Consider the following 17,734-nt stretch of genomic DNA (forward strand, 5'->3'; position numbering starts at 1 on the left):
TCAATATAGCTTTGGTGACTTCCGTGCGCGTCCAGGGTCGGTCCCGGGGCGCAACGCCACCCACAGCAGACGGAACAGATGATAGGGCCTGATTTTCTTCCCCTGTCGTCGGGATCTCGGCCGGTACCTCACCGGGAACCAGCGAATGGGTATCCACTGGTGCAGACAAACTCGGGTGACTTCCGTTTCGATCCCGAACCCCACCTCCCGGGTGCGCCATTCGAGAAAGGTTTTTCGGGGTAGAAACCGGGTTCCGGTCAGGGTGTCCCGGATGGGTTCGGCTGGGTTCAGCATCCAGCCCAGTAGCCGGGTGGCCAGCAGGGATGACCAGGGAAGACTGGAAATGCCCGCCGTTCGTTCGCCGGCCCACATTGCGGGTATCCCGTCCGGATCAGCTTGTAGTTTGCGCCAGGCTGCCTGGGTGTCGTCCAGGTCGTATTCGAGATCGGCATCCTGCCAGAGCAGCCAGGTTCCCCGGGCGGCCTCTGCTCCCACCCGGAGCGCGGCGCCTTTCCCTGCCGGTTCCGAGCGCAAGACCCGTAACGCCGTATCGTGCTTGGCGAGGCCCGCCGCGATGGCTTCGGATGTGTCGGTGCAGCCGTTCAAGACGACCAGGAGCTCGGCGTCCGGAAACCGGTCCCGAAGGGTGCCCAGTGTTTGGGGCAGATGGTCGGCTTCATTGCGGACGGGCACCAGGATGCTGAGGACCGGCTCACCCATGCGGGGTCTTCCGTTCGATTTTCCAGAGCGCCCAAGGACCGTTCACCGTTACCAGCTTCAGGCAAGGCTTGGTGGCGGTGAGAGTATCCTCGATCAGGTAGGCTGCCCCGGATGCCTGGATCTGGGCGCAGGACGCCTTCGCGACGGTCTGGGCGAGTCGTTGCAGAGATCGCCGGGTCATACCGGGTTCCATGGCGGGGGCCAACCGGACGCCCGGGTTGGCGTACAGGGTATCATAGGTTTCCGGACCGAACGGCGAGAGCACCCTGACGCCCGTGCGGGGGGTCTCGCCGGGGATGTGCAGGAAATAGGGCGGGCTTGGCGGAATCATGCGCCAGGGCAACGCCAGCAGCAGCAGGAACCCGGCCAGCCGAACGCGGGCTAGACGGGTTTCCGGCAGGCGCCCCTGGGTTCCCCAGGGGGACCAGGACCGGACGGCTTCCGAATTCCAGCCTTCGGCGAGCAGGATCAGGCCCAGCGGCGCCAGGAGATCGATATATCGCATCATCCAGGGCAGGCAGAACCAGGCCAGCAGCAACCAGGTACTTGCCTGGGTCTTCCGCCAGTTCCACGGCAGCACCAGGAGGCTGACCAGCGCCAGGGCGATCACCGGGTCCTGCAGGAGGACCGACAGGCCTTCATTCTCGGTGACTCCGTACACCCGATCCTGGATATCTCCGCGCAAGCCGATAAAACTGTGCCACCAGAGACCGTGGCTGAGGCCCATCCAGATTCCGCAAGCCGCAAGGCCGAAAAGGATGGTGCCGCCCAGGCGGAATTTCAGGCTGCGTCCCGGCAGCGCCAGAAAGGCGGGCGCGTAGGCGCCCGCCAGCCAGTACCAGGGGACGATGGTGAGGCCCACGGCGAGCCACACCCACATCCAGACGCCGTCGGCGAGAAACGCCGCCAGGGTCCACAGGGCGAAGAACATCTCCGGACGACCTTCGACGATCCGGTCGAGTACCGGGGTGCAGAGACTGAGCGCGATGGCCAAGCCGATCAGGGTCCAGCGCAGGGGGTCGTCTTTCAGCTTTCGGGCGAGGATGCCGCTCAGCAGACCGAGGTACAGCGCCAGCGACGTGAACTGGAATACCAGCGGCGCATAGAGCGTCGGCAGGTGGCGATAGACCCATCCGGCCAGCAGATCGAAACCGAGGTACTGGTCATAGTGGGGAATTCGCGGAGATCCCCAGAAGGTCCGACGATAGTCGTAGTGGTAGGCCCAGGCGGTCATGTCCCGGAGAAGATCGTCCGGCGGAAAAGGGTGCCTGGCGAGGAACAGGAAGGCGATCAGGGCGGCGGGAAGCCCCCACCAAAGCAGGCGGTCCTCCCGAAAGGGGGCCATGTATACGGCCATGGCGGGCGTCAGGACTTCGCCCCGGTACGCCAGGAACAGGGCGGCCAGGGCCAGCCAGGGGGAAATCAGAGCGAGGCCCGCGATGACCACCGGGAGCAGGATGGCGCGAGTGTTCCGCGGAGCATGCCGGTTCATGCGCTCAGTTGCCGTAGGGGAGATGGGAATGGGGTACGTGCCAAACCAGGTAGGACGGGTACGGACGCGGCACCGGTCGCCAGGGGGTCTGCGCCCTTGGGAAACCCAAAGGGGCGGCGGATTCCGGGCCCTGTTTCATCCGGGAAGGCTGGCGCCGGGCCGATTTTCGCAGGAAGCGCGATAGCAGCCAGCCGTGCAAGTGCTTGCCGGGGTCCCACCAGGCCAGCGGGACGGCGATCAGGCCGAAACCGATCCACCACCAGGACATCCAGTAGACCCCCAAGCCGAGCGAGGCGACGGCAGCCGCCCAGTCCAGCAGATGGAGCCAGGCGAGTATTTTGTGGGCCATGATAGGAGTCCATCCGGGGGAACGGAGAGTATAGCGACCAAAACAAACCCGGACCCTTGCGGATCCGGATTCCGGCGTCCGGGGCCGAAGCCCCAAGCAGGCCTTACTGCAGGTACTGGAAGGTGTACGGGGCAGCGGTACCGAAGCAGTCATACTGACGGCCGGCGGTGGCGGTGCCCGAGATGGCCGAGACGCCGGGAGCGACGGACTGCACGATGGAAAGACAGACGTTGGTCGAAGTCACGCCGACGGTGATGGAGGTGGCGTTGGTTCCCAGGGCGTAAGGACCGGAGGCCGAGGTCGGAGGCGTGGGAATCGCCTGCAGGTAGGTCGGGGTCAGGGCCGTGATGGACGCCGGAGCGGAACCGCCGTTGTCGTTCTCGTACAACGTGGTGCCGGCGCTGATCTGCTGGGCCTGGTTGACGATCGTGCTGGCCTGGGCCTGCGCCGAACCGGAGGTGAAGGCCGTACCACCGTAGTAGATGGAGGCGATGGCCAGCGCCGCGACCAGGGCGATGGAGATGATGGTGATGATCAATGCGAACATGCGGTGACGCTCCTGCGCAAGGTTATAGTTATAGGTGGTCCGAGCCGGATTGCTCGTGACTTGGTAATATAGTCACACCACTCGCAACGCGGGCCGCCGGTCGAGAATCCCGGTGCCGGGTTCCCCGCCCTGGGCCAGAATGGCCCGCAACGCCTGTGACAGCGCGTCTGCCTGGGTCTCGTCGAAGACCCGTTCCGCGTGCCGTTGCAGGCGCAGCCGGCAGATCTGGCGGGCCAGAGGACTGCGCAGGAGTTGAACGGCTTTGCGTTCGAAATCGGCGTAGTCCCGGGCCACCCAGCGGCGCGGCATGCCCCCCTGCCGGGCGACCGCGGCCGCCGTCCGTTCATGGGCGTGCCGCCCTTGCCAGGTAAGGATTGGTGTCGCGCAGCTGACGGCGTCGACCACCGTGGTATATCCGCTGTAGGGAATCGCATCGAGGACGAGATCTGCAGACCGGATGATCGGCTGATACAGGTCCCGGACCTGGGGATACCAGGACATGCGATCGGTCCCCATGATGGCCCGCACTTCGTCACCGGCCCAGAGTCCGGCCACCGTGGTGGCGTTCGGCAGAAAGATCCAGCGGGCATCCGGAACCGCCGCCGCGATCCGCGCCAAGGTCTCCAGGTATTCGGCCGTCAGCTTCTGGAGATTGGCGGCCACCACGACGCGCAGTTCCCCCGGCGCTTTTTCCAGCGACGGTCCCGGCTCCCGCCGGGTGGAGTGCATGCCGATCCCCGGTACCAGCAACACCCGCTCGCTGTAATCCCGCGCGCCCTTCCCTTCCACCAGGGTACCGCCGATAAACCAGTCCATGTGGGGACTGCGGGTGGTCACGGGAATGCCGTACCCGGTGGCCTGGATCGGGGCGTACCGGCGCATCGCCAACAGGGTGTCGATCTCGGCCTGGAAGGTTTCCGCGAAATAGAGCAGGTCCAGCCGGGCGTCGGCAAGCGCCCGGTCGTCGATCCGGGAGACCCCCGGAGCGTCCGGATCCGCCGTGGCCGTGACGCGAAGCACTCCGTCGAAATCGCCAGAGACGGAATCCTGGCGCAGGTTGGTGTCCACCAGAAACACGTCGGCCCAGGCGCGCAGGGCCTGTACCGACGTGTGCAGGGCCTTGCGCACGGAATGGTGTTCGCGCCAGTTGCCGCTGACGAAGCCGATCCGTGGCCGTTGGCCGGGAGCCGGGTCCAGCACGGGATGATTGACGATGCCCCGGGACTCGGCCCAGCGCGCGAACGCGCCGCGCAATCCGGCATAATGGGCGGGGTCCGCCGACCAGTAGGCATCGAGGAACGCCGATTGGGGGATGAATAGCTGGGTTTCTTCGGCATGGGTCGTGAGCCACTGGAACAGGAACTCGCGGTTGCGATGCTGGTAGCGCGTGATCGTCCCCAGGCAGGTCCAGGCCATGGTCATCCAGGACAAAGTCACGGGCCGCAGCGCCGGCTCTTCGAGCGCCACCGAATGCTGCAGCCAGGGGACCATGTCCGCATCGTACAGGCTGGTCAGGGTCAACCCCGTCAGCCAGGCGGTGATCCCCTGTTCCGGGAGATGATTGTGGATCATGGCGTAGCGAGCAGCCTTCAGTTCCTCATCCGGAATGGCCCCGTAGACCCGCAGGCTGCCGACAAACTCCGCCAGAACCAGGAATGGGAGCAACTGGGCCCAGGTCGTCAGGGGGAACCGGCGCAGGGCCTGGACATACTCGCGCCAGACGGCGGCCGCCATCGGCTTGCGTTGGTCGTTCGGATAGAGCGCCTGGATGGTGAAGGCGGGGTCCCGCAGGTCGTTCATGAGCAGTCGCAGGTCTTCCAGCGTGGCCACGGCGGCAAAGGTTTCCCGGATGGCGGGGATATTGGCGGGTAAGGCGGGCATGCTAAGGTCCTTTTCAGGTTCCGGTGCCGAAAATGGTTCGGTCGAGCGTTAAGAGGCGGGGCTCAAGGTGGCGGTGATGCCGGGGCGCGGGCAGGACAGCCCCATGCAGAACCGGTTCAGGGTATATCCCGGATGGCAGAGTGACACGCCCAGGGAGGCTTCCGCGAGCAACCGGTGGGCGTTCCCCCGCAAGGGCGCGAATACCTGGATATCAGCTCCTCCGGGAGTCACCTGGTAGCCTAACGCCCGCCAGGAGGACTCGCAGGCGACGGAGGCCGACGCTGGGGCGGCCATTGGTTTGGGGGCCGGATGGTAGACAAAGGCCGTCAGGCCTCCAACCAGACAACAGAGACCGACCAGCCCCATCACTCCACCTCCGATCCGGTTCCGGCGGGAGGTCCGGCTGAGGACGATTTTCACGGGCGACCTCCGGCGATCTTCGGCGTTGGGCGATCAGCTGGCACCGCCGGTAGCTGCGCCAAACCGGTTGGACGGGGGCTTGAATGCACTCCGGGAAGGGAGGCAAGCGCCTTTGGGCTAGCCAGGGGGGCCGGAATCAGTTGCCAGGTGTTGTCCTGGTACTCGAGTCGCGCGACATAGTCGCCTTGTCTGGCGAGCTGCACCAGGTGGGTCCACTGCCCCAATGGGAGACTGAAGACGGCCTGGGGTGCCACCACCGCCGGCCGAATCGGGCCGGGGACCATCAGGCGCGCGGTGAGCCCGGCAAACAGCGTCACCAGCCCGATACCCAGGAATGTCGCCCCCGCGTACAGCCAACGGACGGAGGACTCCCGTAGCGGCTGGAGTTGCGGGCCGTCCGGCCTGACGCCCGGGGTGGTTTGCATCCGGTCGTGCACGGCGGATTCCGGGAGGATGACGAAACCAAGCCGGTCCTGATTCCGCTGAGCCTGGAGCACGCGGGATCCGGCAATGGTGACGGCCTGGGGCTCCCCCGCGGCCGCCTGCTCGTCGAGTTTGGCCAGAACGGACGGAAGCCAGGCCCTGCGGCCGATGCCCCGTTCCTGCAGCTCGTAGAGGTAACCCGTGCCGAATCGCCGCAGGTAGAGCGCCGCCGAAGCCGGCGCGTCCAGGTATTTTTCGGCCCAGGCCGTGGTATACGCGCGGGCATCCGCCTCGGACGCATGCGGAACCAGTCCCATGACGACCACGTGGGGCTCCAGGTCCAGGTCTTCGCGGGGAGCCAGCGCCCCCTTGGGGAACCCAAGGGCGCCTGCCCCTGGCCCTGCCAGGTGAGCCCGGGCGAACCGCTTCGAGAGCCAGTTAGCCATGGGTGATTTTCAGCATGGGGGTCCCGTTGACGACGATCGGCGCGGCCGAGACCCCCGGGGGAATGGGCTTGTCGTACACGGTGACGGTCGGTCGCAGCACGATGATCATCTCTTCGTCGTCGATCTGCTTATTGTTCGAAGCCATGCCGTGCTTGTCGAGCCAGGGGATGCCCTGCTGGTTGTTGCTCAGTGTCTTGTACCGCAGTCCGCCAATGATGGCGGACTGCCCCGGCAGCATCGGCACCACGTCGGTCAGGGACTCCTTCTGCGTGGTCGGTTGGGTCATGGACCCGAGCTGGGAGCCGGCGCTCAACTGGTTAAAGCCCAGCACCGACTCCAGGCTGAGCTTCACCGTGATGGTCACCAGCCCCGTGCGGTAGTTGTAGTCGGGCTGCAACTTCAGTTTCAACCCGGCGTTGGCGGTGGACGTCTGGGCCAGCCCGACCGGACTGCCATAACCCCCTGGTGCGGCGCCCCCCACACCGCCAATGCCGATTCCGGTCACGTACGGGACTTCCGTGCCACTGTCCAGGTCCACGGGGGTTCCGCCCAGGGTGCGGACCAGCGTATTCTGCAGCGTGGAGGTTTTGCCGTAGGTGTCCAGGAACTGGACCATCCCGGAAAAGCTGAAGCTGGGCGCATTGAACGTCAACTGCGCCCCGGAACCGGTGAGCGCGATCGTCGCCCCGTTTGGCGTGGCGGAGGCGGCCGCGGTACCGCTGGCGCCCCCATAAGGGCGACCGCCGTAAGGACTGCCGCCGTAAGGACTGCCGCCGTAAGGACTACCCCCAGGACTGCCTCCGTAGGGACTGGCGCCATACGGATTCGTTCCGCTACTCGGTTGCGGAGACGGGGCTCCGCCGGGTACCGGGGAGAAACCACCGCCGCTGCTGCTGGGAAGTCCGGAGACCAGGGAGGACAAGGGGCTGCCCAGGGCGGCGGTGGACGCGGCGGCCTCCAGCGCCCCCCAGTTGACTCCGCGATCCTGCGCGCTGTTCATCTGCACGTTCAGGATCGCGACGCGGATCGAGATCAGGGCGGCATTCCGGTTGAGGCTGGCGAGATATTCCTTGATGGCGGGAATCGTGTCCGGAGCGGCCGTGAAATGCACGGCCCCCGCTTCCTGCGAAGTGGAGATGCCGTGGGCACCCATCTTGCCGAGCACTTGGCTTACCTGGGCGACCAGGCCTTTGACCTGGGGAACGGACGCCGTGAATTCCGCTGTGGGTTTCACGATGAGCGCGGAGCCGTCCCAGATAAAAAAGACGTTCTGCAACCGGGAGACGGCCCGCAGCAGCTGGCCCAGGGTCCCGTGAAAGTACGGGATGCCGATGGGTTGCGAAGCGGTTTCACCGCCCTGGACCAAGACCGGGATGTGCATCTGGCCGAGTGCCGCCGCCAGATCGGCAAGCTGCGCCCGGCGGTTCAGTTCCAGGTCGATAGGCGTGCGAGCGAGTTTCCGGGGGATCTCCGCCGGGGTCATCAGCACGACAGGGGCTCCGTACGCATGCCGCAGCGCGGGCGTCTTCCATCCCGCGCCGGCGACGAGCTTCGCCTTGAGCTGGGTTCCGGCCGCGACCGCCGGCGGATGCGCGGACATGGAGGCGCAGCCCGCGAGTCCAAGGCCCAGACCGGCCAGCAGGGCCGGAAGCAGCCCGTTACGGGTGAGGAGCTTTGGAGACGGGCTCAAATCGATATCCTCCGGTACTGCGAAAAATGGCCATTCCGTTGATGATGCCCACTTCGACCGGGGCGCCCGGTCGTGAAGCCGTGCCAACCGGTGAAGGGGGTAAACTGGTTACGGGAGGTGGCGGTAGCGGTAGGGCCTGGGCGGGCGCGGACAAGGGCTGGGGCGAAAACGGATTAAGCCCCCCGCGCACCGGGATGGCGGCGGTTTCGGTGGCCTGTACGACCGGGGCCATGGCCCGGGTCACCCGGGTTCCCGGTCCAGGCGCGGCAAAGGCGGCCGGCATCAGAACCCATGCCGCGCCGCCCAGGAGAAAGAGTTTTTGAACCATCCGCATTTCTCAGGCCATCCAGGAGAGCACCGGAGAGTATAGCCACCGGGCTCGCAGCGTTTTCCCACTGGAGTTGCTTCAGTCCGTTGATTGCTCCCGGGGAACCGGACGTTTTTTCGGGGTCTTGAGCATGGCTGAGAAGTCGAATCCGCCCGCCGTTTTGTTCCCGGGGGCCTCTGGCTTGGCGGGGGCTTTCGGTGGAGCTGCCTTGGGGGTCTTTTGCGCGTGACCAGCCGCGGGCCCCGAGGTTCCTTCCGCCACCGGGGTGGCCGACCGGGGTTTGGCCCGTTCGTTCCTGGTTCCGGTCGCCGAGGCGGGCGGTTCGGCCTGGGCCTCGACGGATTCCGGCGCAACCGCCGATTCTGGGGGTGGTAGGGCGTCCGGTTCCCCCCGCAGGGCTTCGGTCGGTTCCCGCGGTTCGGCCACCTCCGCTGGGGACGCTCCCGAGCCGGTGGACGGCGGAAGATCTTCTTGGGATCTCCAGACGGGACCCGGGTCCGGTTCGACCGGCGCCAGAATGGCCGGGATCTCTCCCGGATAGTGCAGGACGACGCCTTCGTTCGACATTTCGTCCTGGGGCGCGGTGCCCGCCGGGGGGTCTGCGGGGGCCGCTGGCGGCTCCGGGGCCTCCGCCGCCGGGGCCTTTTTCTTTTTCAGGAGACCCGCCAGGTTCACGTCCGTGGCGGCGAGTTCTCCGGGAGCGCGCGGTTTCAGGGAGCCGGTCACGGTGATGTCGTAGGCGGTGTCCGCTTCCGGAAGCTTCAGGGCCATTTCCGGCGTGATCCGCAGGGCGATGACGCTCTTGAACTCCTTGGTCCCGGAAATGATCACCCACATGGCTTCGTCCGGAGGTACCTTGCCTCCGTTGAATTCGGTGATCAGCAGGCCCTGCTGGTGCAGGCCCTTGAGTAGCTCTTCCGTGAAGCGCGCCAGCTTGTGCTGCGGTCGGTAATTCCCGCCCAGGGCCGCCGCGACCTCTTCGTCCAGGGTGGCCATGGCGCGTTCCCGGCACTGGTGCTCCAGCAGGTACAGGATTCCGGCCTTCTTCCAGCCGGCGGCCTTGACCCCTTTGGGCGGAGCGCTGCCGGCGACGTGCAGGGGCAAAATCGGCAAGGCGCGCATCATGGCCTCCACCGCCAGTTCCGGCAAGGTGTGGTTGGCCAGGACGTTTTCCTTCTCCACGGCGGTCACCGCGCGATCCGCGCCGGCGAGCGCGCTTTGCAGGGCCAGTGCCCGGGCCCGAATGCTGTCGGGGAAGAACGGCATGCGGCCCGAGGAATGGTCGTACTTGATGGCCAGCAGTAATGCCTGCCGTTCCCCAGGTTCCAAGCTCCACCAGGACGGCAGGGTGGCCAGGATGCGGGCGGTTTCCTTGTCGTGCCATTTGACCCGCAGCCAGCCGCCTTCCCCATCCGGTTCGAATGCCGTGATTTTCCCCAGGTCGTGGGCCACGGCCGCGATGGGCAGCAGGGGGTCCGTTTCCGACGAGCAGCGCCGCAACGCGGCCTCCAGGACGCCCACCGAATGCTCCAGGAGGCTGACCCCATGCCCGGCTCCGGTATAGGCCTCCGGATGGGCCGCCAGGATTTTGATCACGTCCTGGACCAGTTTCCGGTATCCCGGCGCCATGTCCCGCAACTGCTGGGCGAGAACCGGGTCCGGCGTGCTTTCCACCTCCAGATCTGCTTCCACGGTTGGAAGCTCCTGCGGACGGGGGATCTCTCCCAGGGTGATCCGGAGCCCGCGCCAGCCTCCGGCTCCGGCCTGTTCCCGTGCGGCGCGCGCCTTCAGCCGGCCCCAGCTGAACAGCATGGACAGGCCCGCTCCCGTCAAGCTCAGCAGTCCGGTCAAGCCCAGCATCGGCAGCGACCAGTAGTGGAGGATCTGGAGTTGCATCGACAGGGCGTTGAGCGCGCTGGCCGATTTTGGCACGGTAAGCGGCAACCAGGGCGCGAACGCGGCCAGTCGCCGCAAGGCCTGGAGGTTGACGTCCGGGTTGGTCACGGAGAACCAGAGCGTGGTGGCGGTCCACCAGAAGAGGACCACGAAGAGAAAGCTTTTCAGTAGTTGTTTGCGCATGAATCCCTTGCCGGCATGGAACTAGGCTCTTGGCCGGCGTTTCCGCGCTTGCGGTCGCATCCCCCGTTCGCGGAGCCGTCCAAAGGTCCAGTATAGCCCCGCGTCGGGAGCGGGCCGCCAGGTCCCCAGGTACGGATGGCTCGTTCGAACCCTGACGGATAGACAGCTATTGCTTTTCTGGATCGCTTCTCTATAATTGTTCCCATCGGACTGATAAACGTCAATTACAGGTCCATTGAGGACATTTAATATGGAATCCCCACTTCCTCTTCCTGTCGAACGGGCCATCCACAGACTCGGCAGCGACATTTCACTGGCCCGGCGCCGGCGCCATATTTCTCAGGCGTCGCTCGCCGAACGTATGGGGGCGTCCCTGTCCACCGTCCGACGCATGGAACAGGGCGATGTTCGGGTGCCCATCCACTTTTTCGCTCGCGCATTGCATGTCTTCGGCGAGATCCATGCGCTGGAACACCTGCTGGATACCCCGAACGACGATATCGGTCTGACACTGATGGACGAGCAACTGCCCAAGCGCGTGCGCGACAAGCCCGGCACTTCAGGGGCATTATGAAAACCGCCGTGCCACCGATCCGGCGGCAGCTCCAGCTCTGCATCGGCAAGGCGGGCACGCCGATTGGTTCCCTGGTGTACGTCCGGCAAGGCCGGCGCGAAAACAGCGCCATCGCCTACGAGGAAGCTTGGTTGGCGAACCCGAAACGGTTCAATGTCTCGGCTGATCTGCAACTGGTAACGGGCTATCAGTTCCACAAGGCGATCTCTCCGCAAGATTCGGTTTTTCATGGGGCGATTGCCGACACGGCGCCGGATGCCTGGGGTCGACGTGTCATCGCCCGTGATCACGCCAAACGCCGTAAGGATGACCCGCGCCTACCGGCTCTTACTGAGATCGACTATCTGCTGGCGGTCGAAGACTTCAGCCGCGTCGGTGCGTTGCGTCTGCGTGATTCAGACGGAGGCTGGCATCGGACGGTAGTGGCCGGTCGCCGCAGTACACCACCTCTGATCGAGCTGGATCGGATTTTCCAGGCCAGTCGCGCGTTAGAGCGCGGGCAGGAAACGGCAGAGGATTTGCGCTACCTGCAAGGCAAGGGTACCTCGCTGGGCGGTATGCGCCCTAAATGCACGATGGTGGACGAAGATGGCTGTCTTGCCATCGGCAAGTTCCCGAGCGTGGGCGATACACGCAGCGTCACTCGGGGAGAAGTGCTGGCCCTGAAACTGGCATCACGGGGGGGCATCGATACCGCATCAGCGCGCATCGTGCAACTTGACGATGTGCCGGTGGCGGTAGTTCGCCGCTTTGACCGCGACAGCACCGATGGCCGGATTCCCTACCAGTCGGCTGCCTCCCTTCTGCAGGCCTCCCGTGAGGCGGATCGCAGCTACACCGAAATCGCAGACGCTATTCGCACCCACGGCCATTCACCCACGCAGGATGTGCGGCAGCTCTGGCGTCGTCTTGTATTCAGCTTGCTGATTACCAACGTGGATGACCATTTGCAGAATCACGGATTCCTGCATGTGGAGCATGGACTGTGGCGGCTGGCGCCGGCCTTCGACCTCAATCCCTTCCCGGACAAGGATCGAGAATCCAAAACCTGGTTGTCTGAGCAGGATGGGCCGATTACTGACGTACGGATGCTGCTGGCCCGCGCAGCCTACTTCGCGCTGAACAAGGATCAAGCCCTGGCCGTTCTGGCCGAGGTACACGCCGCCGTATCGAATTGGCGACAGATCGCCCTTGCCCCGGAGGTTGGGCTGCGGCGAGCGGAACTGGACGATTTTGCGCCGGCTTTCGAGCATGCGCAGATGGAAGAGGCCGCAGCCTTACTCGGGCGATGAACTGCTCCTTTACAAGCGCGGCCATCCAACCCTGGTATGCACAAAACGGCGCACCATGGTTAAAGTGGCTGCCAACCAGATTATGCACGGAACGGGCCGCCTGCCGATTTTGTGTGGCCAACCTCAGAATCTGCGTGGCCAAAAAAGCCTGCCAGACCGGTAAAGTGGCCAAGAGCACAACTGATCAAAGCTTGTACCAGAACGGTAAGTAGGAGTAGACCATCCGGCCATGCCGGTCCATCATGAGATGCAGGTCGTCTAATGTTTCCTCGCTGTCACCTGTTGTAAATGCCTGCCACCGATCGCGGGGGGCACCTTGAACTTCAGGATTCCAGCTTTTACTAACCGGAACCAGAGCCAGTACCGGATGAACATGGACCAGGCGAGCGCGGTCAGGACGCCGACGCTCCGCGTCTGATCCGAGATGGCGGACCAAAACCGGAGTGAATTCCAGTTGTCCCTGAGGACGGCGGGGATCTCCCCTAAATCCTTCGGAAAGTGCCCGCTCAGGTGCAGCACCAAACCGAGGCTTAGGCTGAAAAAGACAAAGCTGCCGTAAAACCGTAAGACTTCGCGCGCGTTCCGGAGCCAGCCTTGAGTCCAGGTATAACTTTTGCCGTAAAGCCGGCCTTCATACCAGAACTGGTGCCGATAGCCAGCCGCAGTCTCGTTCACGCTGACCACGGCGAATGTGATCAGTAGCAAAAAGACGAAAAGTACCCCGTTTCCCGCCATCGGGTTTACCAAACCGGCACTGCTGCCCGGGTCTTCGACCAGACGTACGATGCCCAGCAGGGGGTCTAATGCCCCGGCTGCAATTGGCGTTAATCCAGCCAATTCGACTCCGGCCAACAACAGACCAAGAAATAGGCAGGGAGTCGCCAGCCCTTTCCAATTAGCCCAGTTTTTGGCTTGAAGTCTCATGATTGGTAATTATATCCTGGATGGCGTTATGCTTTCAATCTCCTGTCGTTTTTGTGGCTTGACCGGTTTGGCATGCACTTGGGACGCCGGATTTTAGACGTGCACCTATGAAAAGCGGCTGAGCTCAGGTATGAGTTCAGCCGCGAAACTTGGAGTCCGGACTACTCTTTTTGGAAGGCTTCTATCCCTGCGGCAAATAGACTTGCAGGGATCACGATGAAAACTAGCCATCCAATGATTCCGATGACCAGTCCTGCAGGGATCGCGGCCCAACCAAGCCCATTTAGGCCTAGTGAGGCCATAGCGATCAGTACCGACAACCCGACGCTAACCGGTTTGGTCCACCCTGCTTTGCCCTTACTTTTTCTGTCGCTCATGGCTGTCTCCTTGGCTTGTCCTGTGCCTAATATAGCTTCTGCGCGCTCAAGACAGGAGTATCGGGGTCTCGCCACGCTTGGGCCACGCCACGCTTGGGTCCTTGCACAAAACTGGATTTTTGTGCTATTATTTCAACAAAATTTGTTCGATAAAGAAGAAAGAAGGCTGGCCATGGCGTCCAGAGATACTGTATCCGGGATCATCAACCTGATTTTGCGGGTGGGGGGCTTATGGCTCGCGATCGCGGCCTTCCGCCTTTGCACTGTGGCTGTTGGCCATCCGGCGGGGGCGCTTGCCCCTGAATTGGCGCTCTGGTCCCTGCTCCATTCCCCTTTCTCGGGTCAACGGCTATGGGCGCAGCTAGGAAGCAGCCAGCTTTGGGTTGAGTCTGGAGTGCTTACATTGCTCAGCCTCGCGGGGTTGTGGTGGGTCAGGGGGCTGTGGACTCCCCGGTTCGCGTCGGCGGATGGCCGTGTTTGGATCGAAAAAAAGAGCCAAGCCGGTCTCTGGCGCCGGTTGTTTGCCGACATTGGATGGTTTTATGCTTTCTATCTGGCCGGCAGCATGCTTTTCATCGGGGCCGAAGCCCCCTGGGGGGACGTAGGTTTCGAGGCACTGAGCGAGTTATTCAACAAAGCTTCGGGGACCGGTTTCCTGGCGGCTGTACTAGGAATGGGTCTAGTCCGGCCTTGGCTGCGCCTAAAACTGCTCAAGGTGGGTCTGCTCCGGCTTCCGGCCGCCGATCAAGTAACCCCGATTCGGGTTTACGCCGGCGATTGGAACCCTGCCACCGGATTGCCTATGGAAGGGGGTACCGATATCGCTGGGAATGCCTATGGACATTCCCGTTGGCGTGATTCCGGGGATGATGCCTAAGCAGTCTCCCAAGGAATTACTTACTGTGCCAGACTGTCCGTTTTCTTTTCCGGTGGCTGCAGGCTCCCCACCCGCGACGGGTTAGTTCCGTCCTGCGGCGTAACGGATGGTGTGCCGAATCCCCCCATGTTAGCGCTGGTTCCACCGTTCCATGGCAGTGCCGCAAGCCCTTCGTGGAATCCCAAGTCAACCAGGGATCTCCCGGCCTCCTTGTTTTCCTCCTGTTTGCTCTGCAGCGTTTGACCAGCTATCTCCTTCGCAGTATGGGAGGTCTGCCCCTGCTGAACATTGACTTTAGCCTTATAGACCGCCAGAAGATGATTGGCCGCAGCCCCGACTCCTTGTTGTTGGGCTTCAAGCAGCCTCGGCGCCATAGGGTCGCCCAGCGGGGTGATGCCGGCCGGCATGCCGGGCTTCCGCCCCAAGGCGGCGGAACTCGCTCCGTTCGTCCGGGGGATTACTTGGCCGTCAATAGCCCGTGTACCACCAGCTACCGTTCCACCGGTTTGTCGGATCCGAGCCTGGGCCTCGGCCATAGGGCTAACCCCCCCAGACGGCGCATTGGCTGCTAGTGCCTGGTCCTGATCATTAGACCAAGCGGCCGATCCGACCCGATGGCCCTGAGCATCCACGCCGTAGTAATTCCTCCCAGGATAGCTTGTTGCGAACTTTTGATCGGACGTAACAGATGCGGTCTCTGCCACCTGGAGCGCTTGCAGCGCCGCGCGCGAAGCGGTAGCAGAATTTGCTAGGCTCTTGTCGGCTTTATACCCATGCTGTGTAAGAAACGTGGTGGCCGATTGCAGGGTGTCCATGACCTGAGTCTGGTACTGAACCCCGGCTTTGCTCGAGGTGCCAGAACTGGTCTGGCTCTTGTGGCTCTGCGATTGCTGCGTTTTGGCATCGGACGCGCTTGCCTCCTGCTGGCTTTTCTTAGCGTCTACCCCGCCACCGCCGGTCATGTCCGCCGTCCAGTAACCGGCAATTCCGCCTCCTACCGTCCTCAGGAGGCCGGCTAACCGGGAAGCCCCCGCAACCGTGGTGACGCCGTCAGCAGCCGCAGCCGCACCTCCTGCGTCGGCCACCGCCGCAGTTCCGGCCTCTACGGCGGCTTCGCCGCCGACCGCAGCAGCTCCTCCCGCCAGGGTAACGAGCTCCCCCACCCCGGTGCCAAAAGCCAGGGCCAGCCCGCCTAACGCGGCGGCGGCTATCGCGGTTTTCTCCACGCCGGACATCCCTGCGGTTTTCTCTTTGACCTCGGATATGACCGAGTCCAGGACCCCTGCTTTCGCGGCCTGCGAGGACTTCACCCCGCCCGTGACCTGTGCTTTCAGCGACGCAGATCGGGCCACGGAGGTAAGCGACTGGGCGGAAACCCCCTGGGAGCCGACCGAACCAATAGCCGCATCCAAGCCCGTTTGCGTGCCGGACACGAGATCACTGGCCTGGCTTACCGTCATACCGTGCGTTACTTGAGATATCGTCTGCTGCTGATGCCCGAGCGATTGACTGAAGGTGGCTTCGGCCTTCTCCGCCGCTTGCCGTTGCAGCGCTTGCTGGGTGGAAAGTCCATGGGCCTGATTCGAAGAGGTCCCGACTGCCCCGTCTACCGAAGTGGCCTGGGATTCCTGTACCACCCCACGCGCGGTGGCGGAAGCCTGGCCCCCGAACTGCTCCATATTGTTGGTACTGCCTAACCCCGCTGTGGACACCTGCGGACCCTGACCATAACTCAATGAATGCGTGAAATCCTTATGGTTGAACGAATCGTTGTTGGCGCTCTGGTTGTCCAGGGTGACGTTCCCGGTCGCCGCCGCCGCGCCCGCCGCCCCGGAGAACGAGGACGACACGCCAGCCATGATGAAATCGGAGAACGCCAGGCTGCCCTTGACCAGGCCCCAGGCGATGATCGGCACCATCGTTCCCAGGAAGCCGGCGGCCAGGACCATGTGCGCCGATTCAGAGGACATGACCGGCAGGTTGGAGTCGGTGATTCCGCCCGCCGCCGACATGATCCCCCCGTAGCTCTGTTGCCCGTACAGGGCGATGATGTAGTTGACGATCGCCAGCATGGGTTCCCACAGGATCAGCCAGAGCAGCACCTGCGCGAAGTTCTTGAGAATGGTCATGCCGAAGCCGGGCATCAGCAGGGCGGCCATGAGGATCGGGGTGATGGCGAAGAGGAACGCCTGCAGTACGCTGTAGACATAGCCCATCATGTCGTTGAAGACGCGCGCCGTCGTGAACCAGGAACTGGTCTGGCTCTGTTCGGCCTGGGCGGCCGCCATGGACGTCATCAGGGCGTTATTTCCGGTCAATGCCGCCGACTGCTGGAACGAGCTGTTAAACATGTTGATGGCGGCCGTGTTCAACAGCGCCTGGTCCGCAGACTGGTTGACGCCGTTGTTCGACAGGAACGACAGGGACGAACCCAATGCCTGGCCCAGGAAGTTGCTGGATGCCGTGTTCGACCATTGGTTGGCGTTGGCCGAGATTAGCGCCGGAGCCTCGGTCTGCAGGGTATTGCCGATGTCGGTCCACGCTTGGGCGCAGGACTCCAGGCTTCCTTGCGGGTTCGCCGATGTATATACCGGGGTGAGGATTCCCTGGTTGGTGCTCTGGATCGTGGACCAGAGATCCGTGGCGTTCAGGATGGTGGAAGCGTTCATCGTCCCGTTCGCCATCGCGGGCATCACGCAATTGCTGATGTAGGTGGCGAACGATTGGCGGAGGTACGGATCCGTGATCTGCGCCCGGGTGGCGTCCTGGATCAGCGAGTTGGCCAGGTCAAACCCATTGCCCCCCGCTACCGTAAGGTCTCCCGGTATGGAGAAATCCTGTTCGACCTTCTGGGTGAGCCAATGCCCGATATCGGAGATCACCGCCGCGGGCACGCCCACTACGGCGGGCACCCCGGTGGCCACGTTGGTGTAGCCGGATACCGGGTCGTCCACCATGATGTTGGCGGTTACGTCCAGGGAGATATACAGAACAAAGAATGCGCCTAGCGTGAACGCCAGCATCCTGGGCATCTTGGAGGCATCAAACCCCGCGACGATGGCCGCGCCGAATATGCCCAGTACCCCGACAAACTCCAGCAGGTCATGGTAGCCACCGTCTCCGACCATCGCGGAAACGGAATTGAGGACGTTCCAGACTACCGGGCCATTCCCGAACACGTACAACTCCCAGGAGTTGTAGCCGGCCGGGTTCAGCACGCCACCGGCCAGGGCCCCGATCGGCCACAGTAGGGGCAGCAGCGCGCCGAGGAGCAGGCCGGCGAAGAATCGGTATCCGGAAGCGGGCCGGCGCATG

Annotated in this window: 14 protein-coding genes; 3 read left to right on the forward strand and 11 right to left on the reverse strand. The window is 63.7% G+C overall.

Going from position 1 to position 17,734, the window contains the following annotated elements; genetic code table 11:
• The 8 genes from ACYCUK_RS01605 to ACYCUK_RS01640 all read right to left on the reverse strand — a co-directional run bounded on the left by ACYCUK_RS01605 (position 1) and on the right by ACYCUK_RS01640 (position 10,375).
• Positions 1-720, reverse strand: a complete 720-nt coding sequence (locus ACYCUK_RS01605; protein WP_461593092.1) for a glycosyltransferase family 2 protein — start codon at positions 718-720, stop codon at positions 1-3.
• Positions 713-2,167, reverse strand: coding sequence for a hypothetical protein (locus ACYCUK_RS01610; protein ID WP_461593093.1), 1,455 nt, complete (start codon positions 2,165-2,167; stop codon positions 713-715). The genes ACYCUK_RS01605 and ACYCUK_RS01610 overlap by 8 nt, the downstream gene beginning before the upstream one ends.
• A 49-nt stretch (positions 2,168-2,216) precedes the next feature.
• Positions 2,217-2,561, reverse strand: a complete 345-nt coding sequence (locus tag ACYCUK_RS01615; RefSeq protein ID WP_461593094.1) for a hypothetical protein — start codon at positions 2,559-2,561, stop codon at positions 2,217-2,219.
• A gap of 103 nt (positions 2,562-2,664) precedes the next feature.
• Positions 2,665-3,108, reverse strand: coding sequence for a hypothetical protein (locus ACYCUK_RS01620; RefSeq protein ID WP_461593095.1), 444 nt, complete (start codon positions 3,106-3,108; stop codon positions 2,665-2,667).
• Between the two features lie 72 nt (positions 3,109-3,180).
• Positions 3,181-4,989: a tetratricopeptide repeat protein gene (locus tag ACYCUK_RS01625; RefSeq protein WP_461593096.1), complete on the reverse strand. Its 1,809-nt coding sequence runs from the start codon at positions 4,987-4,989 to the stop codon at positions 3,181-3,183.
• Between the two features lie 416 nt (positions 4,990-5,405).
• Positions 5,406-6,278, reverse strand: a complete 873-nt coding sequence (locus tag ACYCUK_RS01630; protein WP_461593097.1) for a hypothetical protein — start codon at positions 6,276-6,278, stop codon at positions 5,406-5,408.
• On the reverse strand, positions 6,271-7,968 hold the full coding sequence (locus ACYCUK_RS01635) for a type II secretion system protein GspD (protein ID WP_461593098.1): 1,698 nt from the start codon (positions 7,966-7,968) through the stop codon (positions 6,271-6,273). Before ACYCUK_RS01635 ends, ACYCUK_RS01630 begins: the two co-directional genes overlap by 8 nt.
• 406 nt (positions 7,969-8,374) lie before the next feature.
• Positions 8,375-10,375, reverse strand: coding sequence for an HD domain-containing protein (locus ACYCUK_RS01640; protein ID WP_461593099.1), 2,001 nt, complete (start codon positions 10,373-10,375; stop codon positions 8,375-8,377).
• 250 nt (positions 10,376-10,625) lie between these two features.
• Here ACYCUK_RS01640 and ACYCUK_RS01645 point away from each other — a divergent pair, with 250 nt between their 5' ends.
• Together ACYCUK_RS01645 and ACYCUK_RS01650 are read left to right on the forward strand one after the other, a co-directional pair.
• Positions 10,626-10,949 (forward strand): helix-turn-helix domain-containing protein, encoded by a 324-nt coding sequence (locus ACYCUK_RS01645; RefSeq protein WP_461593100.1) that lies wholly within the window; start codon positions 10,626-10,628, stop codon positions 10,947-10,949.
• The gene (locus ACYCUK_RS01650) at positions 10,946-12,241 is read left to right on the forward strand and encodes a type II toxin-antitoxin system HipA family toxin (RefSeq protein ID WP_461593101.1); all 1,296 of its coding nucleotides are present in this window, start codon (positions 10,946-10,948) and stop codon (positions 12,239-12,241) included. Before ACYCUK_RS01645 ends, ACYCUK_RS01650 begins: the two co-directional genes overlap by 4 nt.
• Before the next feature lie 258 nt (positions 12,242-12,499).
• On the opposite strand, the gene ACYCUK_RS01655 is transcribed toward ACYCUK_RS01650, so the two are convergent.
• Together ACYCUK_RS01655 and ACYCUK_RS01660 are read right to left on the reverse strand one after the other, a co-directional pair.
• The gene (locus ACYCUK_RS01655) at positions 12,500-13,165 is read right to left on the reverse strand and encodes a hypothetical protein (protein WP_461593102.1); all 666 of its coding nucleotides are present in this window, start codon (positions 13,163-13,165) and stop codon (positions 12,500-12,502) included.
• A gap of 161 nt (positions 13,166-13,326) precedes the next feature.
• Positions 13,327-13,542 (reverse strand): hypothetical protein, encoded by a 216-nt coding sequence (locus ACYCUK_RS01660; protein ID WP_461593103.1) that lies wholly within the window; start codon positions 13,540-13,542, stop codon positions 13,327-13,329.
• A gap of 121 nt (positions 13,543-13,663) precedes the next feature.
• Here ACYCUK_RS01660 and ACYCUK_RS01665 point away from each other — a divergent pair, with 121 nt between their 5' ends.
• On the forward strand, positions 13,664-14,419 hold the full coding sequence (locus ACYCUK_RS01665) for a hypothetical protein (protein WP_461593104.1): 756 nt from the start codon (positions 13,664-13,666) through the stop codon (positions 14,417-14,419).
• 20 nt (positions 14,420-14,439) lie between these two features.
• On the opposite strand, the gene ACYCUK_RS01670 is transcribed toward ACYCUK_RS01665, so the two are convergent.
• Positions 14,440-17,733, reverse strand: a complete 3,294-nt coding sequence (locus ACYCUK_RS01670) for a conjugal transfer protein TraG N-terminal domain-containing protein (protein ID WP_461593105.1) — start codon at positions 17,731-17,733, stop codon at positions 14,440-14,442.
• Position 17,734: the final 1 nt, after the last annotated feature.

This window comes from Thiomonas sp., from assembly GCF_054608695.1.